Origin of the sequence: Kitasatospora sp. YST-16, from assembly GCF_026802215.1 — a bacterium.
GTDB classification, from domain to species: domain Bacteria; phylum Actinomycetota; class Actinomycetes; order Streptomycetales; family Streptomycetaceae; genus Kitasatospora; species Kitasatospora cineracea.
In genome coordinates this window covers 3,087,670-3,103,304 of record NZ_CP113837.1, presented here as the reverse complement: position 1 = coordinate 3,103,304, position 15,635 = coordinate 3,087,670, and the positions used below count along the sequence as shown (strand labels likewise).

Below are 15,635 nucleotides of genomic sequence, written 5' to 3'. Positions count from 1 at the left end.
CGGGCCTCCCGGCCCGCCGGGTCAGATCGCCCGGCGGCGCTGCAGCCAGGCGAAGGCGGCCCAGCCGGGCAGCACCGGGAGCATGAAGGTGAGGATCCGGAACAGCATGACGGCGGCCAGCGCGCCCGCGTTGTCGATGTGGCCGGTGGTCGCCAGCATGAACGACATCAGGCCCTCGACGCCGCCCACGCCGCCGGGGGTGGGCACCACGTTGCCCGCCGCGTTGCCGGCCAGGAAACCCACCGCGACGGCGTTGAAGCCCGGGTACTGGCCGACCGCGCGGGTGCAGCAGTACAGGCACAGCACGAAGCACATCGACACCATCAGCTGCCCGGCCACCCCGCCGGCCAGCTTGCCGGGGTGCTGGGCCAGGTCGAGCAGCCGCGGCAGCACCTCGGCGCGCAGCGGCCGCAGCAGGGTCTGGGCGCGCCGCCGCAGCCGCGGCACGGCGGCGACCGACACCGCGGCGACGGCGCCGACCGCGCCGGCCAGGCCCAGCACCCAGCCCTTGGGCAGCGGCGAGGAGCCGGAGCCGAACTCGGCGCTGTTCACGCCGACCAGGGCGCTGAACACGGCGAGTTGCAGCATGTGCAGCACCAGGCCGAACAGCTGGCTGACGCCGATGCTGGACATCGCCTGCGCGGTGGGGATGCCCGCGCACTGCAGGTAGCGGGTGTTCAGGGCGAGGCCGCCGACGCCGCCGGGGGAGGCCACCTTGACGAAGGAGCCGGCGGTCTGGGCGGCCAGCGTGGAGCGGAACGACAGCTTCTCGGGGACGAAGCCGCTGAACGCGAAGGTCGCCACGGGGTAGCTGGCCGCGGCCCAGAACGCCGCGCCGGCCAGCCACAGCGGGTCGGCCCCGGTGACCAGGTTGACCGGGTTGGTGTCGAGGCTGAACAGGAACTGCAGCAGCGCGTACCCGGCCGCGATGCCGGCCACCACGGTGAGCAGCACGCGCGGGCGCAGCCGCTCCAGCCGGACGGGTTCGGCGGGGGCCTGCGGCATCCGGCGCTGCACCTCGGCCCGCAGGTCGGCGGCCAGGCTCCGGTGCCGGGCCAGCGCGGCCCGGGTGTCGCGGGCCAGCGCGATCGGCTGCAGCAGCGGCAGCGCGGTGCCGACCGGGCCGGGGCCGAGCACCTCGATCGCGGCCCGCACCGCCCGCTCGGGCCCTGCGTGCACGGCGAGGACGGCGAGCAGCCCGGCGACGTCCAGGCGCAGCAGCAGTTCGCTCGCGGCGATCTCGCCGCGGGCCAGCCCGACCAGGTGGACCCGGCCCTCGGCGTCCAGCAGCACGGTGTTCGGGGAGAGCGAGCGGTGGGCGATCCGGCGGCGCTGGAGCAGCGCCAACTGCTGCCAGGCGTCGCGCAGTTCGGCGTCGGTGGGGCCGTCGGTGGGGCCGTCGGGGAGGCCCTCGCCGGGGGGTTCGGGGGGTTCGGGGAGCTCGGCGAAGAGCTCGGCGAACGGGCGGGCGTCCAGCCGCCGGTAGGCCACCAGGGCGGCGTCCGGGCCGAGTTCGACCACCGCGACGGGCAGCCGGGTGCGGGCCCCGGCGGCGGACGCGGCGTGGCCGAGCAGGGTCTGGTGCTCCAGCCCGGCGCGCAGCGGGCGCAGGCCGAGCGGGCGGGGCGCGGTGCGCAGCCGCAGGGCCAGCCACAGGTGGCCGAGCAGCCCGCTGGCCTGCGCGTACCGGTCGAGCAGGTGGACGTCCAGGTCGGGGCCGCCGCCGTGCTGGGTGACCAGGTAGCGGCCGGTGCCGAGGGTGAGCACCGCGTCGGGGCGGACGCCGGTGCCGGCCAGGGCGGTGGCGATCTGGCCCTCGGCGGGCGAGGCGACCGGCTCGCCGACGGCGTACCGGGCGGCGTGCGCGGTGGTCCAGCCCAGCAGCAGGGCCAGCAGCAGCGACAGCGGGGTGGCGTACCCGGTGACCAGCCCGGACAGGCCGGACAGGGTGAGCGTGACGGCCAGCGCGGTGCGCCAGCGGCGCCGCCCGGCGGTGCCCAGCGCGGTCATGAAGGCCAGCACCGGGGCGAAGTGCCCGTACACCGGGTCGGTGCGGCCGAGGCCGGCGGGCAGCGGGTGGGTGAGCGTGGTGAGGTCGCCGGCCAGCAGGTCCAGGCCGAGCGTGAGGCCGTAGGCGAGGACGGCGGCCAGGACCGCGTCGGCGACCCGGCGGCCGTCGCCGCGCAGCACCCGGTCGACGGCGAAGCCGAGCGGGACGGTCAGCAGCGCGGTGCCGCACAGCGCGGCGGTGAGCTTGGCGGGCGGCCAGGGCAGCAGGTCGACGCCGCGGGCCACGTCGCTGTCCAGGCCGAACACCGAGGAGCGGGCGTAGCCGGCCAGCAGCAGCACCAGCAGGATCCAGCAGACCCCGGCGACCAGCCGGATCAGCGCGGCGGGGTGGCGGACGCGGTCCGCGCGCCCGGTCCGCGCCGGGGGCGGGGTCGTGCGGGACTCCTGGGATTCGTCGGCTTGTATCACCGTGGCCACGCGGCATGGTCCCACACCGTTCCGACACCGATCCCGCCGTTCCGGCACGGGAGTTCACGTGTCCCGGTGTATACGGGTCGATAACGGGCATATCGGTCTGATGAAGGGAGGTCGGCGATGACCAAGCGATCGACCGACAGGATGACCGTGCTCCGGGGCACCCAGGAGGTGCTGGCGCACCGCGGCATGGCCGCGGACCCGGCGGGCGTCTCCCCGCCACCGCCCCCCGGCACCGCCCCCGCCACCCGCACCGGCCCGCACTACGGCGACGCGGTGTTCAGCCACGGCGGCCGCCGGATGCCCGCCGCGGCCGGCCCGGCCGACGGGCCCGCCACCCACACCGATCTGCCGGGCCACCGGCACCGCGGCGCGGAACGGCACTCGGCGCACTGATCCCCGACCGGAGGCCCACCCCCGCCGGGAGACCGCTCCCCGGCGGGGGTGGGAGAGTGGGGCCGCAACCACCCGCCCCCGCCGAAGGAGCGCCATGGCCGACGCACCCGAGTTCGCCTCCCGCGAGGAGTGGCTCGCCTCCCTGCACCGCGTGTACGCCGCCGCGGGCTGCCTGATCACCGACCCCGACGGCCGCGTCCTGATCGTCAAGGCCGGCTACCGCGACGCCTGGCAGTTCGTCGGCGGCACCGTCGACCTCGGCGAGAACCCGCGGCAGTGCGCCACCCGCGAACTCCACGAGGAGACCGGGCTGCGCCGCGAGGCCGGCGACCTGCTGGCCGTCGCCTGGACCAACCCCAGTGGCGAACTCGACCACCCCGCCTGCCACTTCCTCTTCGACCTGGGCGTCCTCCCCGCCGACACCCCGATCACCCTCCCGCCCGGCGAGCTCGACGCCCACCGCTGGGCCCCCGTCCCCGAGGCCCTCGCCCTGCTCGGCCCGGCCCGCGCCCTGCGCCTGGAGGCGGGCCTCGCCGCGCGGGCGGACGGCCGCACCCGGATCGTGACGGCGCCGAACTCCGGCTTCTGAGAGCGCGCCCCTACTCCTGCGGCCTGCGCCAGACGTACGCCGCCGAGACCGGCTGCCCGCGGTGGCGCTCCCACTTGGGCTTGAGGGCCGTCCACTGGTCGCCGACCACCTCCTCGCGCATCTCGGCGAGCTGCCAGCCCGCCGCGAGGCCGGCCGTGAGGTGGTCGCTGACCAGGTGGACGTGGGTGGTGATGGCGACCGGGCCGTCGGGGCCGTCGTAGTGGGTGGGCATGCCGGCCGCCATGATGAAGGCCGGGTGCAGGCCGACCAGCACGAACAGGCCGCCGGGACGGACCAGGCGGTGGGCCTCGCGGTAGAGCGGCCCGAGGTCGGCGAGGTGCTCGTCGACGAGGGAGCAGGCGGCCAGGTCGTAGCCGCCGGCGGCCAGGCCGGTCGCGGCGAGGTCGCCCTCGACCAGGGTGCGGTGGGCGCCGCGCCCGCGGGCGCGGGCGAGCATCTCGGGGTGAGGTCGACCCCGTCCACCGCGCCGACGCCGCGCCCGCGCAGCCAGGCGCCGGTGCGGCCGGTGCCGCAGCCCAGGTCGGCGGCGGTGGCGGCGTCGGCCCAGCGCGGGACGGCGAGCCGGGCCAGCACGTCGACGTCCATCGCGTCCTGGACGGTGTCCTCGTAGCTGTCGACCCACCCGGCGTAGCCGGTGCGGACGTCGACGGTGGGGTAGCCGCGGGTGTCGAACGGCGCGAAGTTCGTCATGCCGGGCAGTATCGGCCGCGCTCCGCCCGCGCCGCGAGCGGTTATCCGGGCAGCCGCGCTCCGCCCGGGCCGCGAGCGGTCATCCGAGCAGCCGGGCCCGGACGGCGGCGACGTCCCCGGCGGGCAGCCACTGCTCGGCGTCGAACTCGGCGAGCACGTCGTGCAGGGCCCGCTCGGGGGTGGTGCCCGCGTCGGCGAGGACCCGGGCGATGCCGGCCTCCTCCTCGGGGCGGTCCAGGATGGTCCACAGCGGCCGCAGGTTGGCGGCGGAGAGCAGGTAGTCCTCGGTGATCGCGGCGGGGGTGGCCCCGGCGAGGGCGAGCAGGACGAGGGCGGCCAGGCCGGTGCGGTCGCGGCCGGCCCCGCAGTGCACCACGACGGCGCCGGGGCGGGCCCGGGCGACGGCGGCGACCAGGTCGGCGACGGCCTGCCGGCAGTGGTCGAGGTAGGGGCGGAAGGACAGCGGGGTGCCGTCCAGGGCGCCGAACCGGGCCCACCAGTCCGGCCCGGCCAGCGCGTCCAGCGGGACGCGGACCAGGTCGATCCCGTCGGGGGCGGGCAGCAGCGGCCGGTACTCGGCCGGGTCGCGCAGGTCGACGACGGTGCGCACGCCGTACGCGAGCAGCGAGTTCTGGCCCTCGGCGGTGAGCCGGTCGAGGTTGTCGGCGCGGACCACCGCGCCGGTGCGGGTGCGCCGCCCGTCGCGGGTGGGCAGCAGCCCGAGGTCGCGGACGTTCAGGCAGCCGTCCCAGTCGAGCTGCCGTTCCTCGTGCGGTGTCGCCGCCGTCCCCGTCATGTCCGCCCCCCGCGGTTCGCCCCGTGCGTCACACCGGTGCGCTTCCGCACCGCCACTGACAGGGACTCAGTCCGGTTCCGAATGGTTCCCGCCGGGGTCGGGCCGGAACTCCCACAGCGTCCGGCCGAGCGTGTCGAGCACCCGCACGGCGTGGAAGCGGGCGTCCCGGACGGACAGGAAGCCGCGGGCGGCGCCCGCCAGGACGGCGTGCGCGGCCGGGTCGTGCCGGCTCCACGCGCCGTGCAACTCCAGGACGCCGTCCGCGAGTTCGGCCCGCTGGATGCGGGCCAGCCGGGCCGCGGCGAGGGCGCCGTTGACGCCGTCCAGCTCGGCCTGGCCGAGGTAGTGCTCGCGCTCGCCGGCCACCAGCCGGCGGCGCAGCTCCGGCAGCGCGTAGCCGCGGACGGCGGCCACCGAGTCCTCGACGGCGATCAGCCAGCGCGGCCCGGGCGCCACCTCCCACCAGACCTCGCCGCCGACCGGCAGCAGCTCGCCGATCGGCGCGTGCCAGCGCTCCAGCCCGGTGGGGGAGTTGGCGTCGGGGCGGATGCTGCGCCGGTCCCAGGCGGCCTTGTCGGTGACGGACAGGTTGACGGTGTACCGGACCCGCCCGTCGCCGGGCACCGCGCGCACGCCGAGCACCGCCCAGCGGTCCCGGTCGGGCAGCGAGAAGGAGTGCCGCCAGCCCTGGAAGCCGAGCCCGCGCAGCGCGGGCGCGAAGTGGTCGCGGATCCCCGTCGTGTACAGCTCCTCGGCGGTGCGCATGCCGGCTCCCGGCCTCCTCGTCCACGGGTGGAAGCGGGGCGGATTGCCCCGTATTTGCACGGTATGGCGGGGGCGTGGGGCCGGACCGCGGGCGAAGGACAGCAGTCGGCGGGACGAAGGTCGGCCCGCTCCGGGCCCTGCGTCCCGGGGGCCGGGACGCGGCTGACGGGCCGTCGGCCCGCACCGGCCCCTCACCGGCCGGGCACGGCTCCGCCACCGCTCCGTCACGGGACCGGGAGCGGGACCGGGAGTGGGAGCGGTCCCCCGGATGGCGCATGATGTGGCGGGTGCACACAGCTGAACACCACGGGGCGGACGACGGGGAGCCGCCCGGCCGTCCGTACGCACCGGACCGCCCGCCCGCCCGGCGGGCCGACCCGGCGCCGCCCGAAGCGACCTTCGCCACGGCCGTCCGCGCCGCCCAGGAGGGCGACGAGGAGGCGTTCCGGATCCTGTTCCGGGCCGTCCAGCCGGGGCTGCTGCGCTACCTGCGGGTGCTGGTCGGCGGCCGGGCCGAGGACGCCGAGGACATCGCCTCGGAGGCGTGGCTGCAGATCGCCCGCGACCTGCCGGGCTTCCGCGGCGACGCGGACGGCTTCCGCGGCTGGGCCGCGACGGTGGCCCGCAACCGGGCCATGGACCACCTGCGCCGGGTGCGCCGCCGCCCGGTCGCCGACCTGCCGGTGGAGTACCTGGCCGAACTGGCCGCCGCCGAGGACACCGCGGGCCAGGCGATGGCCACCGTCGCCACCTCCGACGCGCTCGCGCTGATCGCCTCGCTGCCGCCCGACCAGGCCGAGGCGGTACTGCTGCGGGTGGTGCTCGGACTGGACGCGGAGAGCGCCGCGAAGGTGCTCGGCAAGCGCTCCGGCAGCGTCCGGATGGCCGCCCACCGGGGCCTGCGGCGGCTGGCCAAGGTGCTGGAGCAGAACGGGGGAGCGGCCGCCGGGCTGCCCCACCGGAAAGCCGGGGGAGCGGCCGGAGCGACGGCCGGAAAAAAGATTTCCGCGCAGGGTGTGACACCGGCGCAGGTGCCGACGCTGAAGGACATGAGATGAGCACCAACCGATCCCGCCGGATCGATCGCGCCGCCGCCGAGCAGCTGCTCGGCGGCGTCACGGTCGACCCGGAGGCCGGTCAGGACCCCTCCGCCGGGCAGCAGTCCGCGCCAGGACGGCCGGAGCTCGCCGCCCTGCTCGCCGCCGCTGCGACGAGCGAGGCGGCCGGCGACGGCCCGCTGCCCGGCGAAGAGGGGGCCATGGCCGCGTTCCGGCAGGCTCGTCACCAGCCGGACCCCCGACCGCACCGGAGACGAAAGATGGCGGACACCGCGCTCGCGCGGGCCCTCAGCGCGAAGGCCGTGGCCGTCGCGCTGGGCGTGACCGCCCTGGGCGGCGTCGCGGTCGCGGCCGGCACCGGCCGGCTGCCGGAGGCACTGGGCGGTCCCGCCCCGGCCCCGGCGGCCACCAGCGCCGCGCCCGCGCCGACCACCGACGCGCCCGCCACCGCGTCCGGGACGCCGGGCGACGGGCGCACCGGCAAGCCGTCGGCGGGCACCACCCGCCCCGGCACCGGCCCGGCCAGGCCGTCCGGCCAGCCCGCCACCGGCCCGGCCGACCAGCCGGACCTGACCCGGCTGTGCGAGGTCTTCGCCGGGCGGGTCGCGGCCGGCGGCAAGCCCAAGGACGCGGCCGCCGTCCCCGAGCTGGCCGAGCTGCTGAAGGCGGCCGGCGCGCCGGAGAAGGTGACCGGCTTCTGCGCCCTGCTCGCCGCGCACGACCACGACCAGCAGAGCGGCGAGCCGTCCGCCGGGACGGGCCGCGGCAAGCCGTCGGCCGGCCCCGGCCAGTCGGCGTCGCCGTCCGTGCCGTCGCCCGTTCGGACCGGGCACGGCGACGTCCAGCAGTCCAAGCAGTCGAACGGGGGAAGCGACCAGGACTGAACGACTCCGGTCGGACGGTGGGCACCCCGGGCCCCCGTCCGACCGGCCACCGCCTCCGGGCGGCCGACGGGCCCCTGTACCCGTCGCCCGCCCGGACCGACTCCGGACGGGCGCGGGGCTCCCCCGGGCCCCCGCCCGTCCGGGACAGCTCCGACCGGCAGAAGACTCCCCCGGGTCCGCCGCCGGTCGGGGAACCGCTCCGGACGGACGGCTGAACTCCCCCGGGTCCACCGTCCGTCCGGAGCTCAGACCGGCGGAGTGCCGGAACCGGCCCGACCCCAGGAACCACGGTGACCGAAACCCCGACCGCGGCCCGGCCCGCCGACCCGGCCGCCCCGGTGTTCGTCGACGCCAGCGGCCGGCGCCAGCGCCGTTCGCGGCGGATCGGACGGCTGCTGGCCGTCCCGGCGGCCGGCTACCTGGCCCTGGTGGCGAGCAGCGCGCTCGGCGGCCCGACCCTGGGCGCGCCGTTCCTGCCCCGCCCGGCCGCCCCGGCGGCCCCCGGCACCCCGACCGCCACCGCACCGTCCGCGAGCACCGGCCCGGTGGCCGACGGCCGGTCCACGCCCGGACCGGACCGGACCGCGGTGGCCGCCACCCGCCCGGCCCAGGCCCCCGCGGCACCGGCCGCGGCGAGCTCCGCGGCCCGGAGCACCGCGACGGCCACCGCCCCGGCCCCGGGCCCGACGGCCGCCCCGACCCCCGGCCCGACGGCCTCGCACGGCCGGCCCACCACCGCGCCGAGCAACAGCCGGAAGCCCACCAAGAGCCCCTAGCGAGCCCCGATGACCTTCCCCGGACCTCCCCCGCCCCGGCGGCCCCGCCCGGCGCGGCCGCCGGGGCCGCCGGGGCGTGGTGCGCCAGCCCGCACCCCGCACGCACTGGCTGCTGCTGACCGCCCTGGTGGTGACCCTGGCCGCGGCCCTGCTGCTGCAGGGCTACACCCGCCACATGTACGGATCGGCCCCCGACGGCGCCGCCCGCGCCACCGGCCCGGCCGGCGCCGTCCCCCGGAGGCCGCCCACGGCGGCCCGGTGATCGACGCGTCCGGCGCGACGCCCCGCACCGCCCGGCCCGCCCCCGGCACCGTCGCGCTGACCTTCGACGACGGCCCCGACCCGGTCTGGACGCCGAAGATCCTGGACGTGCTGAAGCAGCAGGGCGTGCACGCCACCTTCTTCGTGGTCGGCACCCAGGTCGCCGACCACCCCGAACTCGCCCGCCGGATCCTCGCCGAGGGCCACCAGCTCGGCATCCACACCTTCACCCACGCCGACCTCGGGCAGGCCGCGCCCTGGCGCCGCTCGCTCGAACTGCGCGAGGCCCAGCTCGCGGTGGCCGGCGCCACCGGCACCACCACCGCGCTGCTGCGCCCCCCGTACTCCTCGACCAACGACGCGCTCACCGACGCCGACTGGCAGGCCGTCCGGCAGGCCGGGCAGGCCGGCTACCTGACCGTGCTGACCACCCTGGACAGCGAGGACTGGCGGCGCCCGGGCGTGGCGCGGATCGTGGCCGGCGCCACCCCGCCGGACCCGGCGGCCGGCCAGGTCGTGCTGATGCACGACGCGGGCGGCGACCGCTCGCAGACCGTCGCCGCGCTGGCCGAACTGCTGCCGAAGCTCAAGCAGGCCGGCTACCGGGTCGGGACGGTCTCCGAGACGGCGTCGATCGCGGACACCGCGCACCCGGCGAGCGGCGCCGAGCACTGGCAGGGCCGGGCGCTGCTGCTGGCCCTGGCGGGCGGCGACCGGGCGGTGGCGGCGCTCGGCTGGCTGCTCTGGGCGGCCGGGGCGATCAGCGTGCTGCGCGCGGTGGCCCTGGTCGTCGCGGCCTGGCGGCACCGGCGCCTGCGCCGCCGCGGCTGGGGCCCGCCGGTCACCGAGCCGGTCACCGTGATCGTGCCCGCGTACAACGAGCGGGCGGGCATCGAGGCGGCGGTGCGCTCGCTGCTGGCCTCCGACCACCCGGTGGAGGTGATCGTGGTGGACGACGGCTCCTCCGACGGCACCGCCGACCTGGTGGAGTCGCTCGGCCTGCCCGGCGTCCGGGTGCTCCGGCAGGCCAACGCGGGCAAGCCGGCCGCGCTCAACAACGGCCTGCGGCACGCGAGTTGCGAGCTGGTGGTGATGGTCGACGGCGACACCGTGTTCGAGCCGGACGCGGTCCGGCTGCTGGTGCAGCCGTTCGCCGACCGCCGGGTCGGCGCGGTGTCCGGCAACGCCAAGGTGATCAACCGGGGCGGCCTGCTCGGCCGTTGGCAGCACATCGAGTACGTGGTCGGCTTCAACCTGGACCGCCGCTTCTTCGACCTCGCCCAGTGCATGCCCACCGTCCCCGGCGCGGTCGGCGCCTTCCGCCGCTCCGCGCTGCTGCGGCTGGGCGGCGTGGCCGAGGAGACGCTGGCCGAGGACACCGACCTGACCATGGCGCTGTGCCGGGCCGGCTGGCGGGTGGTCTACGAGGAGCGGGCGATCGCCTGGACCGAGGCCCCGGCCTCGCTCTCCGCGCTGTGGCGCCAGCGCTACCGCTGGTGCTACGGCACCCTGCAGGCGATGTGGAAGCACCGTCGGGCGCTCGCCCAGCACGGCCAGGCCGGCAAGCTGGGCCGCCGGGGCCTGCTCTACCTGCTGGTGTTCCAGGTGCTGCTGCCGCTGCTGGCCCCGGCGGTGGACGTGTTCGCGGTCTACGGCCTGCTCTTCCTCGACCCGGTGCGGATCGCCGCGGTCTGGCTGGGCTTCCTGGTCCTGCAGGTGCTGTCGGCCTGCTACGCGTTCCGCCTGGACGGCGAACGGCTGGGCCCGCTCTGGACGTTGCCGCTCCAGCAGGTGGTCTACCGTCAGCTGATGTACCTGGTGGTGATCCAGTCGGTGTGGACCGCACTGGCCGGCAACCGGCTGCGCTGGCAGCGGATGCAGCGCTACGGCTCGCTCCAGGCCCCGGCGAACCGGAGTTGACGACGATGAGCTTCCCCCGCACCTCGCCCGCCGCCGAACGGGCCGCCGAGCGCGCCGCCCGCCGCGCCCTGCACGGCCCGCCGGGCGTCCTGCGCACCCTGCTGACGGCGGCCCTCGCGGCGCTGGCCGCCGTCCTGCTCGTCCAGCGCCCCTGAACCCCTGCTCGGCCGGGCCCGCTATGGTTCACGGGTCGCCGGACCGAGGTGGAAGGAGCATCCGATGATCGGACGCGCGCTGAACGGGCGCTACGAGCTCGGCGAGATCCTCGGCGTCGGGGGCATGGCCACGGTCTACCGCGCCCTGGACCACCAGCTGGGCCGCCCGGTGGCGGTCAAGGTGCTCAACGGCGGCCTGGCCGACGACCCCCGGTTCGCCGAGCGGTTCGCCCGCGAGGCCCGGTCGGCCGCGCTGCTGGCGCACCCGCGGATCGTCACGGTCTTCGACTCCGGCGTCGACCAGGGCTCCCCGTACCTGGTGATGGAGCTGGTGCACGGCGCGACGCTGGGCCGGGTGATCGCCGAGCAGGGCGTCCTGCCGGTGGAGCGCGCCGTGGGCACCGCCGCCGCGGTGCTGGACGCCCTGGCCGCCGCGCACGCCCAGGGCCTGGTGCACCGGGACATCAAGCCCGGCAACATCATGATCACCCAGGACGGCGGGGTGAAGGTCGTCGACTTCGGCATCGCCCGGGCCGGCTCCTCCTCCGGCCAGCAGCTCACCCAGACCGCCTCGGTGCTGGGCACCGCCGCCTACCTCTCCCCGGAGCAGGCCACCGCCGCCCCGGTGGACGGCCGCGCCGACCTGTACGCGGTGGGCTGCGTGCTGTACGAGATGCTGACCGGCGCCCCGCCGTTCACCGCCGACACCCCGGTCGCGGTCACCTTCAAGCACGTCACCGAGTACCCGCTCGCGGTCTCCGCGCACCGCCCCGACGTGCCGCCCGCGCTGGACGCCGCGATCCTGCGGCTGCTGGCCAAGAACCCGGCCGAGCGGCCCGCCGACGCGCAGTCCGCCGCCGCCGAACTGCTCGCCGCCGTCCCCGCCGGGCCGGTCGACCGGACCGCCGAACTGCTCGGCGCGGCCACCCAGGTGCTGCCGCCCGTCCCCGCGACGGCCTACCCCGCCGCCCCGCCGCCGCCCGCCGCCGCCCCGCCGCAGCCGTGGGCCGAGCAGCACCGCACCTCGGTGCTGCCGCCGGTGCAGGCCCCGCTGCTGTCCCCGTCCCGCTTCGAGGAGGAGGAGCCCGAGCCCCGGCGCGGCCGCAACCCGCTGGTGTACGCGGGCATCGGCGCGGCGGTGATCGCCGTGGTGGCGGGCATCGCCGCGTTCTCGCTCGGCGGCGGCGACTCCGCCCCCGGGCCGGGCACACCCCCGCCCCGGCGGCCGCCGCCACCAGCGCGTCGCCGTCCCCGTCGCCCAGCCCGTCCCCGTCCGCCTCCGCCTCCGCGAAGCCCAGCGCCTCGCCCAAGCCCTCCGCCACCCCCAAGGGCGGCGCCGTGGTCGCCCAGCTCGCCCAACTGCGGGCCGACGTGGCGCAGGCCGAGTTCAGCAAGGACCGGGACAAGCAGGACGACCTGACCAGGCTGCTCGACGAGGCCACCCAGGCCGTCAACGACAAGCAGCCGGCGGACGCCGAGAGCGCCCTCAAGGACGCCCAGAAGCTGGTCCGCGACCTCCAGCGCCGCAAGGCCGCGTCGCCCCCGCTGCTGGCCGGCTGGCAGGTCCGGCTCGGCGCCCTGGTCACCGCCGTGCACGTCCAGGCCGCCCAGCAGGACGACTGACCGCCGGCCTACTCCCGGTGCCGGGCCCGCTTCACCGCCCGGGTCTTCACCTGCTGGGTCAGCGCGGTCACCCCGGTGGTCAGGAACACCACGGTGTACAGGAGTTGGAGCATCACCACGACCCGGGCGGCCTGCCCGGACGGGTGGATGTCGCCGTACCCGACGGTCGCCATGGTGATCACCGTGAAGTACAGCGCGTCGATCTTGGTGTGCAGCCCCTCCAGCTCGCCGGGCTGCCGGGACATCCCCAGGTAGGCGGTGGCGAACACCACCAGCGCGGCGCACAGCAGGGCCAGGATCCGCGGCACCGGGTGCCGGGAGAGCCCCAGCACCTGCAGCCGCACCTCGCGCAGCACCCCGACCCCGAGCGCGGTCAGCAGCACGCCGAACACCAGCCAGCTGACCGCCGAGTGGTGCGGCCCGAACCAGCCCAGCGGCACCGTGAAGTAGGCCGTCAGCAGCAGCGCCGGGCCGCCGAGCAGGGCCAGGTACGTCCGGGCCAGCTCCCTCACGCCGGGGCGGCCTTCCCGTCGGCGGGCGGCCCGGCGGGGCCGTCGGCGGGCGGTGCGGCCGCCGCGGGCGCGGGCGCGTCCAGGAACTCCAGCACGGCCAGGAAGGCCAGCAGCACCAGCGCCATCCACAGCACCACGGCGCCGGTCGGGTAGCTCCAGGTCAGCAGCACGACGGCGGCGACCGCGACCGCGCCCCAGCCCAGCCAGGACTTCCAGCGGTGCACGAACCGGCCGACCGGGCCCAGCCGCATCCCCAGGCCCTCGGCGGCCTGCCGGACCGCGCCCAGCCCCGAGCGCCACAGGTGCCGCACCCAGCCGGCCCGCCGCCCGCCGCCGGTCAGCCAGGCCGCCAGCGCGATCACCACGCCCAGCGCCAGCACCATCCGGACCCCGGCCCGCAGGTAGCGCACCAGGGTGTCGTACACCGCCATCGCGGCGGCCTGGTCGACGTCGGCGGGCAGCTTGTCCAGGTAGAGCGCCCGGAACACGCTCAGCCCGACGCCCAGCAGCACCGCCCCCGCGGCCATCCCGAGCGCCGCCCCGACGGCGGCCCGCCGGTGGCGCACCGCCAGCGCGATCCCGCCGACCGCGCACAGCACCGCCAGCACCGGCACCCAGAACCCGGCCAGGTCGAGCAGCCGCAGCCCGGTCTGCGCCTTCCGCACCGCGTCCGACTGCACCAGCGTGTAGTCGGTGTGCACCTCCGGGATCTTCGACGCCAGCCCCAGCCCGTTCGCCACCAGCCGGTCCTTGACCGCCGCGACCACCGGCGCCAGGTCCAGGCTGACGGTGTCGCCCTTGATCTGCACCGCCCCGCCGCCCTGCCCGGTCAGCACCTTGTCGAACGCGGCGTGCGCGTTGCGCAGCACCCCGGTCCAGACCGTGGCGAAGGCGTCGGACTGGACGAACCGCAGCACCTGGTCGTGGACGAAGCCGGTCAGCCCGCTGGTCAGCGCCGGGCCGACCTTGCCCAGCGCGGCGTCCAGCAGCGGCCGGTCGGCGGGGGCGACCTCGTTCAGCAGGTCGGTGATCGGCAGCTGCTGCATCACCGCGGTGGTCACCCGGTTGGTGAGCGCGTTCTGCACCGAGGGGTCGGAGGCCAGCGGCGCCATCGTGGCGACGAACCGGTCGGTGTCGGTCACCTGCGACTTGCTCCACGCGGCGACCACCCCGAGCGGGGTCAGCACCGCGGCCAGCACGATCAGCAGCACCGCGAAGAAGGACCGCACCCGGTGGTGCTCCCGCCGGGGCGGTCCCTGCTCCTTCTCCTGCCGTTCCAGGAGGGCGATCCGCTCGCGCAGCTCCGCGAGCTCCCGCTCGCCCGAGGGGTCCGCCGCCATCCGGTGCCTCCAGGTGATCCGCCGTCAGGTGAATACCAGGAGATACCAGAACAAAACGCCCAGCCACCCGGGCGCGGCGACACGCCGGAGCCCCCGGTCCGTCGGGGCGACGGGCCGGGGGCTCCGGTACGGCGAGCGGGGTCGGCCGGGGGCCGACGCGGGTCAGGCCGTGGTCGACTTCGTCGGCTCGGCGGCCTTGGTGACGTTGGTCGGCTCGACGGCCGGACGCGGCTGCTCGGCCTGCGAGGCGGCGGTGCCGTTCTGCGCCTCCGCGGGGGCGTCGTCCTCGCGCAGGGCCTTGGTCTCGGCCTTCAGGATGCGCATCGACTTGCCGAGGCCACGGGCCATCTCGGGCAGCTTCTTCGAGCCGAACAGCAGGACCAGCACCACCAGAACGATGATGATGTGCCAGGGCTCAAGACCGTTACGGAACATCCCTGACCACCGGTCCTTTCGTGGAGGTTCTCGCTGTGACGTCTGGGTCGGACGGAAGGCCCGACCCGGCCAGTATGCCTGGCCCGGTCGGCGAACGTATACACCCGTCGGCAAACAGCCGCCGAAAAACAGGTGATCCGAGTCATGTGGTCTGTACCACCTGGCAGGCCCCGGCGCGGGCCCGGCGACCGCCCCCGGAAGTCAGCCACCGGCGTTCACCAGCACCGACCAGGCCGACCCGCCCGCGGCCAGCACCACCACGACGGCCAGCCCGCGCATCCACCACCGGCCCGCCGGGGCGTGCGGACCGTGTTCCACCGCACTGCGCCGCCGCACCCCGTGCGCGTACAGCCCGACCGCGGCCAGCGCCAACAGCCCGCCCAGCGCGGCCAGTCCGGGCAGCCGCCGGACGTAGCCGGTGCGCAGGACCAGCAGCGCGTCCGCGGCCAGCACCAGCGCGGTGCGGCTCCAGGCCAGCAGGGTCCGCTCCGGCTGCAGGCCCGGATCGCGCGGGGAGGTCACCGGGACCGGCCGACGATCAGCACCGAGAACACCGCCGCCGCGACCGCCACGCACACCGTCAGCACCAGCATGGTCCGGGTGGCCGGCAGCGGACCGCCCGCCCGCATCGCCCGCTCCACCCGCACCCAGCGGTGGTAGGCGGCCACCCCCAGCCCCGCCCCGCCCACCGCCAGCACCACCGAGAGCGTCACCCGCACCGGTACCGGGGCCAGGTCCGGCGTCAACTGGTCCAGCCCCACCGCCCCCGCGAGCAGCGCCAGCGCCGTCCTGATCCAGGCCAGGAACGTCCGCTCGTTCGCCAGGGTGAACCGGTAGTCCAGCTCCTCCCGGCCCGCCGGATCCTCGTCCTCCGCCGCCATACGGCGACCCTAGGCCGCACCGGCGGGGGCTGCACGCGCGGCAGCGGGA

General features: G+C 76.9%; 20 protein-coding genes. 11 read left to right on the top strand and 9 right to left on the bottom strand.

Translation table 11 applies throughout. From position 1 onward, the window contains the following. Positions 1-21: 21 nt before the first annotated feature. On the bottom strand, positions 22-2,487 hold the full coding sequence (locus OU787_RS14140; protein ID WP_268659518.1) for a lysylphosphatidylglycerol synthase transmembrane domain-containing protein: 2,466 nt from the start codon (positions 2,485-2,487) through the stop codon (positions 22-24). 117 nt (positions 2,488-2,604) lie between these two features. Between OU787_RS14140 and OU787_RS14135 the strand changes: the two genes are divergently transcribed. Together OU787_RS14135 and OU787_RS14130 are read left to right on the top strand one after the other, a co-directional pair. Further along, the gene (locus OU787_RS14135) at positions 2,605-2,880 is read left to right on the top strand and encodes a hypothetical protein (protein WP_030462852.1); all 276 of its coding nucleotides are present in this window, start codon (positions 2,605-2,607) and stop codon (positions 2,878-2,880) included. 94 nt (positions 2,881-2,974) lie between these two features. Next, a complete protein-coding gene (locus tag OU787_RS14130) occupies positions 2,975-3,469 on the top strand; it encodes an NUDIX domain-containing protein (protein ID WP_268659517.1) in 495 nt (164 codons plus the stop codon). 10 nt (positions 3,470-3,479) lie between these two features. On the opposite strand, the gene OU787_RS14125 is transcribed toward OU787_RS14130, so the two are convergent. Beyond that, a complete protein-coding gene (locus tag OU787_RS14125; RefSeq protein WP_268659516.1) occupies positions 3,480-3,926 on the bottom strand; it encodes a methyltransferase domain-containing protein in 447 nt (148 codons plus the stop codon). Between the two features lie 6 nt (positions 3,927-3,932). Between OU787_RS14125 and OU787_RS14120 the strand changes: the two genes are divergently transcribed. Then, on the top strand, positions 3,933-4,100 hold the full coding sequence (locus tag OU787_RS14120) for a hypothetical protein (protein ID WP_268659515.1): 168 nt from the start codon (positions 3,933-3,935) through the stop codon (positions 4,098-4,100). A 159-nt stretch (positions 4,101-4,259) separates the two neighbouring features. Here the strand turns inward: OU787_RS14120 and OU787_RS14115 are convergent, their stop codons facing one another. Next, positions 4,260-4,976 (bottom strand): tyrosine-protein phosphatase, encoded by a 717-nt coding sequence (locus OU787_RS14115; protein WP_030462849.1) that lies wholly within the window; start codon positions 4,974-4,976, stop codon positions 4,260-4,262. A gap of 66 nt (positions 4,977-5,042) precedes the next feature. Beyond that, complete coding sequence (locus tag OU787_RS14110; RefSeq protein WP_030462848.1) at positions 5,043-5,741, bottom strand: hypothetical protein; 699 nt, start codon at positions 5,739-5,741, stop codon at positions 5,043-5,045. Positions 5,742-6,019: 278 nt separating this feature from the next. On the opposite strand from OU787_RS14110, the gene OU787_RS14105 reads away from it, so the two are divergent. The 8 genes from OU787_RS14105 to OU787_RS14070 all read left to right on the top strand — a co-directional run bounded on the left by OU787_RS14105 (position 6,020) and on the right by OU787_RS14070 (position 12,418). Further along, the gene (locus tag OU787_RS14105; RefSeq protein ID WP_268661864.1) at positions 6,020-6,799 is read left to right on the top strand and encodes an RNA polymerase sigma factor; all 780 of its coding nucleotides are present in this window, start codon (positions 6,020-6,022) and stop codon (positions 6,797-6,799) included. Then, complete coding sequence (locus tag OU787_RS14100) at positions 6,796-7,683, top strand: hypothetical protein (protein WP_268659514.1); 888 nt, start codon at positions 6,796-6,798, stop codon at positions 7,681-7,683. Before OU787_RS14105 ends, OU787_RS14100 begins: the two co-directional genes overlap by 4 nt. Before the next feature lie 290 nt (positions 7,684-7,973). Then, positions 7,974-8,459 carry a hypothetical protein gene (locus OU787_RS14095; protein ID WP_268659513.1) on the top strand — a complete coding sequence of 162 codons (486 nt, stop codon included), beginning with the start codon at positions 7,974-7,976 and terminating at the stop codon, positions 8,457-8,459. A 76-nt stretch (positions 8,460-8,535) separates the two neighbouring features. Beyond that, the gene (locus OU787_RS14090) at positions 8,536-8,721 is read left to right on the top strand and encodes a hypothetical protein (protein WP_268659512.1); all 186 of its coding nucleotides are present in this window, start codon (positions 8,536-8,538) and stop codon (positions 8,719-8,721) included. Then, entirely contained in the window at positions 8,718-10,640 is a 1,923-nt protein-coding gene (locus OU787_RS14085) for a bifunctional polysaccharide deacetylase/glycosyltransferase family 2 protein (protein ID WP_268659511.1), read from the top strand. The genes OU787_RS14090 and OU787_RS14085 overlap by 4 nt, the downstream gene beginning before the upstream one ends. Before the next feature lie 5 nt (positions 10,641-10,645). Then, entirely contained in the window at positions 10,646-10,795 is a 150-nt protein-coding gene (locus tag OU787_RS14080) for a hypothetical protein (RefSeq protein ID WP_157852510.1), read from the top strand. A gap of 64 nt (positions 10,796-10,859) precedes the next feature. Beyond that, complete coding sequence (locus OU787_RS14075; protein ID WP_268659510.1) at positions 10,860-12,215, top strand: protein kinase domain-containing protein; 1,356 nt, start codon at positions 10,860-10,862, stop codon at positions 12,213-12,215. Continuing rightward, positions 12,134-12,418, top strand: coding sequence for a hypothetical protein (locus OU787_RS14070; RefSeq protein WP_268659509.1), 285 nt, complete (start codon positions 12,134-12,136; stop codon positions 12,416-12,418). The genes OU787_RS14075 and OU787_RS14070 overlap by 82 nt, the downstream gene beginning before the upstream one ends. Before the next feature lie 8 nt (positions 12,419-12,426). On the opposite strand, the gene OU787_RS14065 is transcribed toward OU787_RS14070, so the two are convergent. From OU787_RS14065 to OU787_RS14045, 5 genes are all read right to left on the bottom strand, one after another. Further along, positions 12,427-12,930 carry a potassium channel family protein gene (locus OU787_RS14065; protein ID WP_081967207.1) on the bottom strand — a complete coding sequence of 168 codons (504 nt, stop codon included), beginning with the start codon at positions 12,928-12,930 and terminating at the stop codon, positions 12,427-12,429. Continuing rightward, positions 12,927-14,270: a hypothetical protein gene (locus tag OU787_RS14060; RefSeq protein ID WP_051817503.1), complete on the bottom strand. Its 1,344-nt coding sequence runs from the start codon at positions 14,268-14,270 to the stop codon at positions 12,927-12,929. The genes OU787_RS14065 and OU787_RS14060 overlap by 4 nt, the downstream gene beginning before the upstream one ends. A gap of 162 nt (positions 14,271-14,432) precedes the next feature. Next, on the bottom strand, positions 14,433-14,705 hold the full coding sequence (gene tatA / locus OU787_RS14055) for a Sec-independent protein translocase subunit TatA (protein WP_035956779.1): 273 nt from the start codon (positions 14,703-14,705) through the stop codon (positions 14,433-14,435). Between the two features lie 201 nt (positions 14,706-14,906). Continuing rightward, positions 14,907-15,227, bottom strand: coding sequence for a DUF202 domain-containing protein (locus OU787_RS14050; protein ID WP_035956777.1), 321 nt, complete (start codon positions 15,225-15,227; stop codon positions 14,907-14,909). Continuing rightward, the gene (locus OU787_RS14045; RefSeq protein WP_030462838.1) at positions 15,224-15,586 is read right to left on the bottom strand and encodes a YidH family protein; all 363 of its coding nucleotides are present in this window, start codon (positions 15,584-15,586) and stop codon (positions 15,224-15,226) included. The genes OU787_RS14050 and OU787_RS14045 overlap by 4 nt, the downstream gene beginning before the upstream one ends. Between the last annotated feature and the right edge of the window lie 49 nt (positions 15,587-15,635).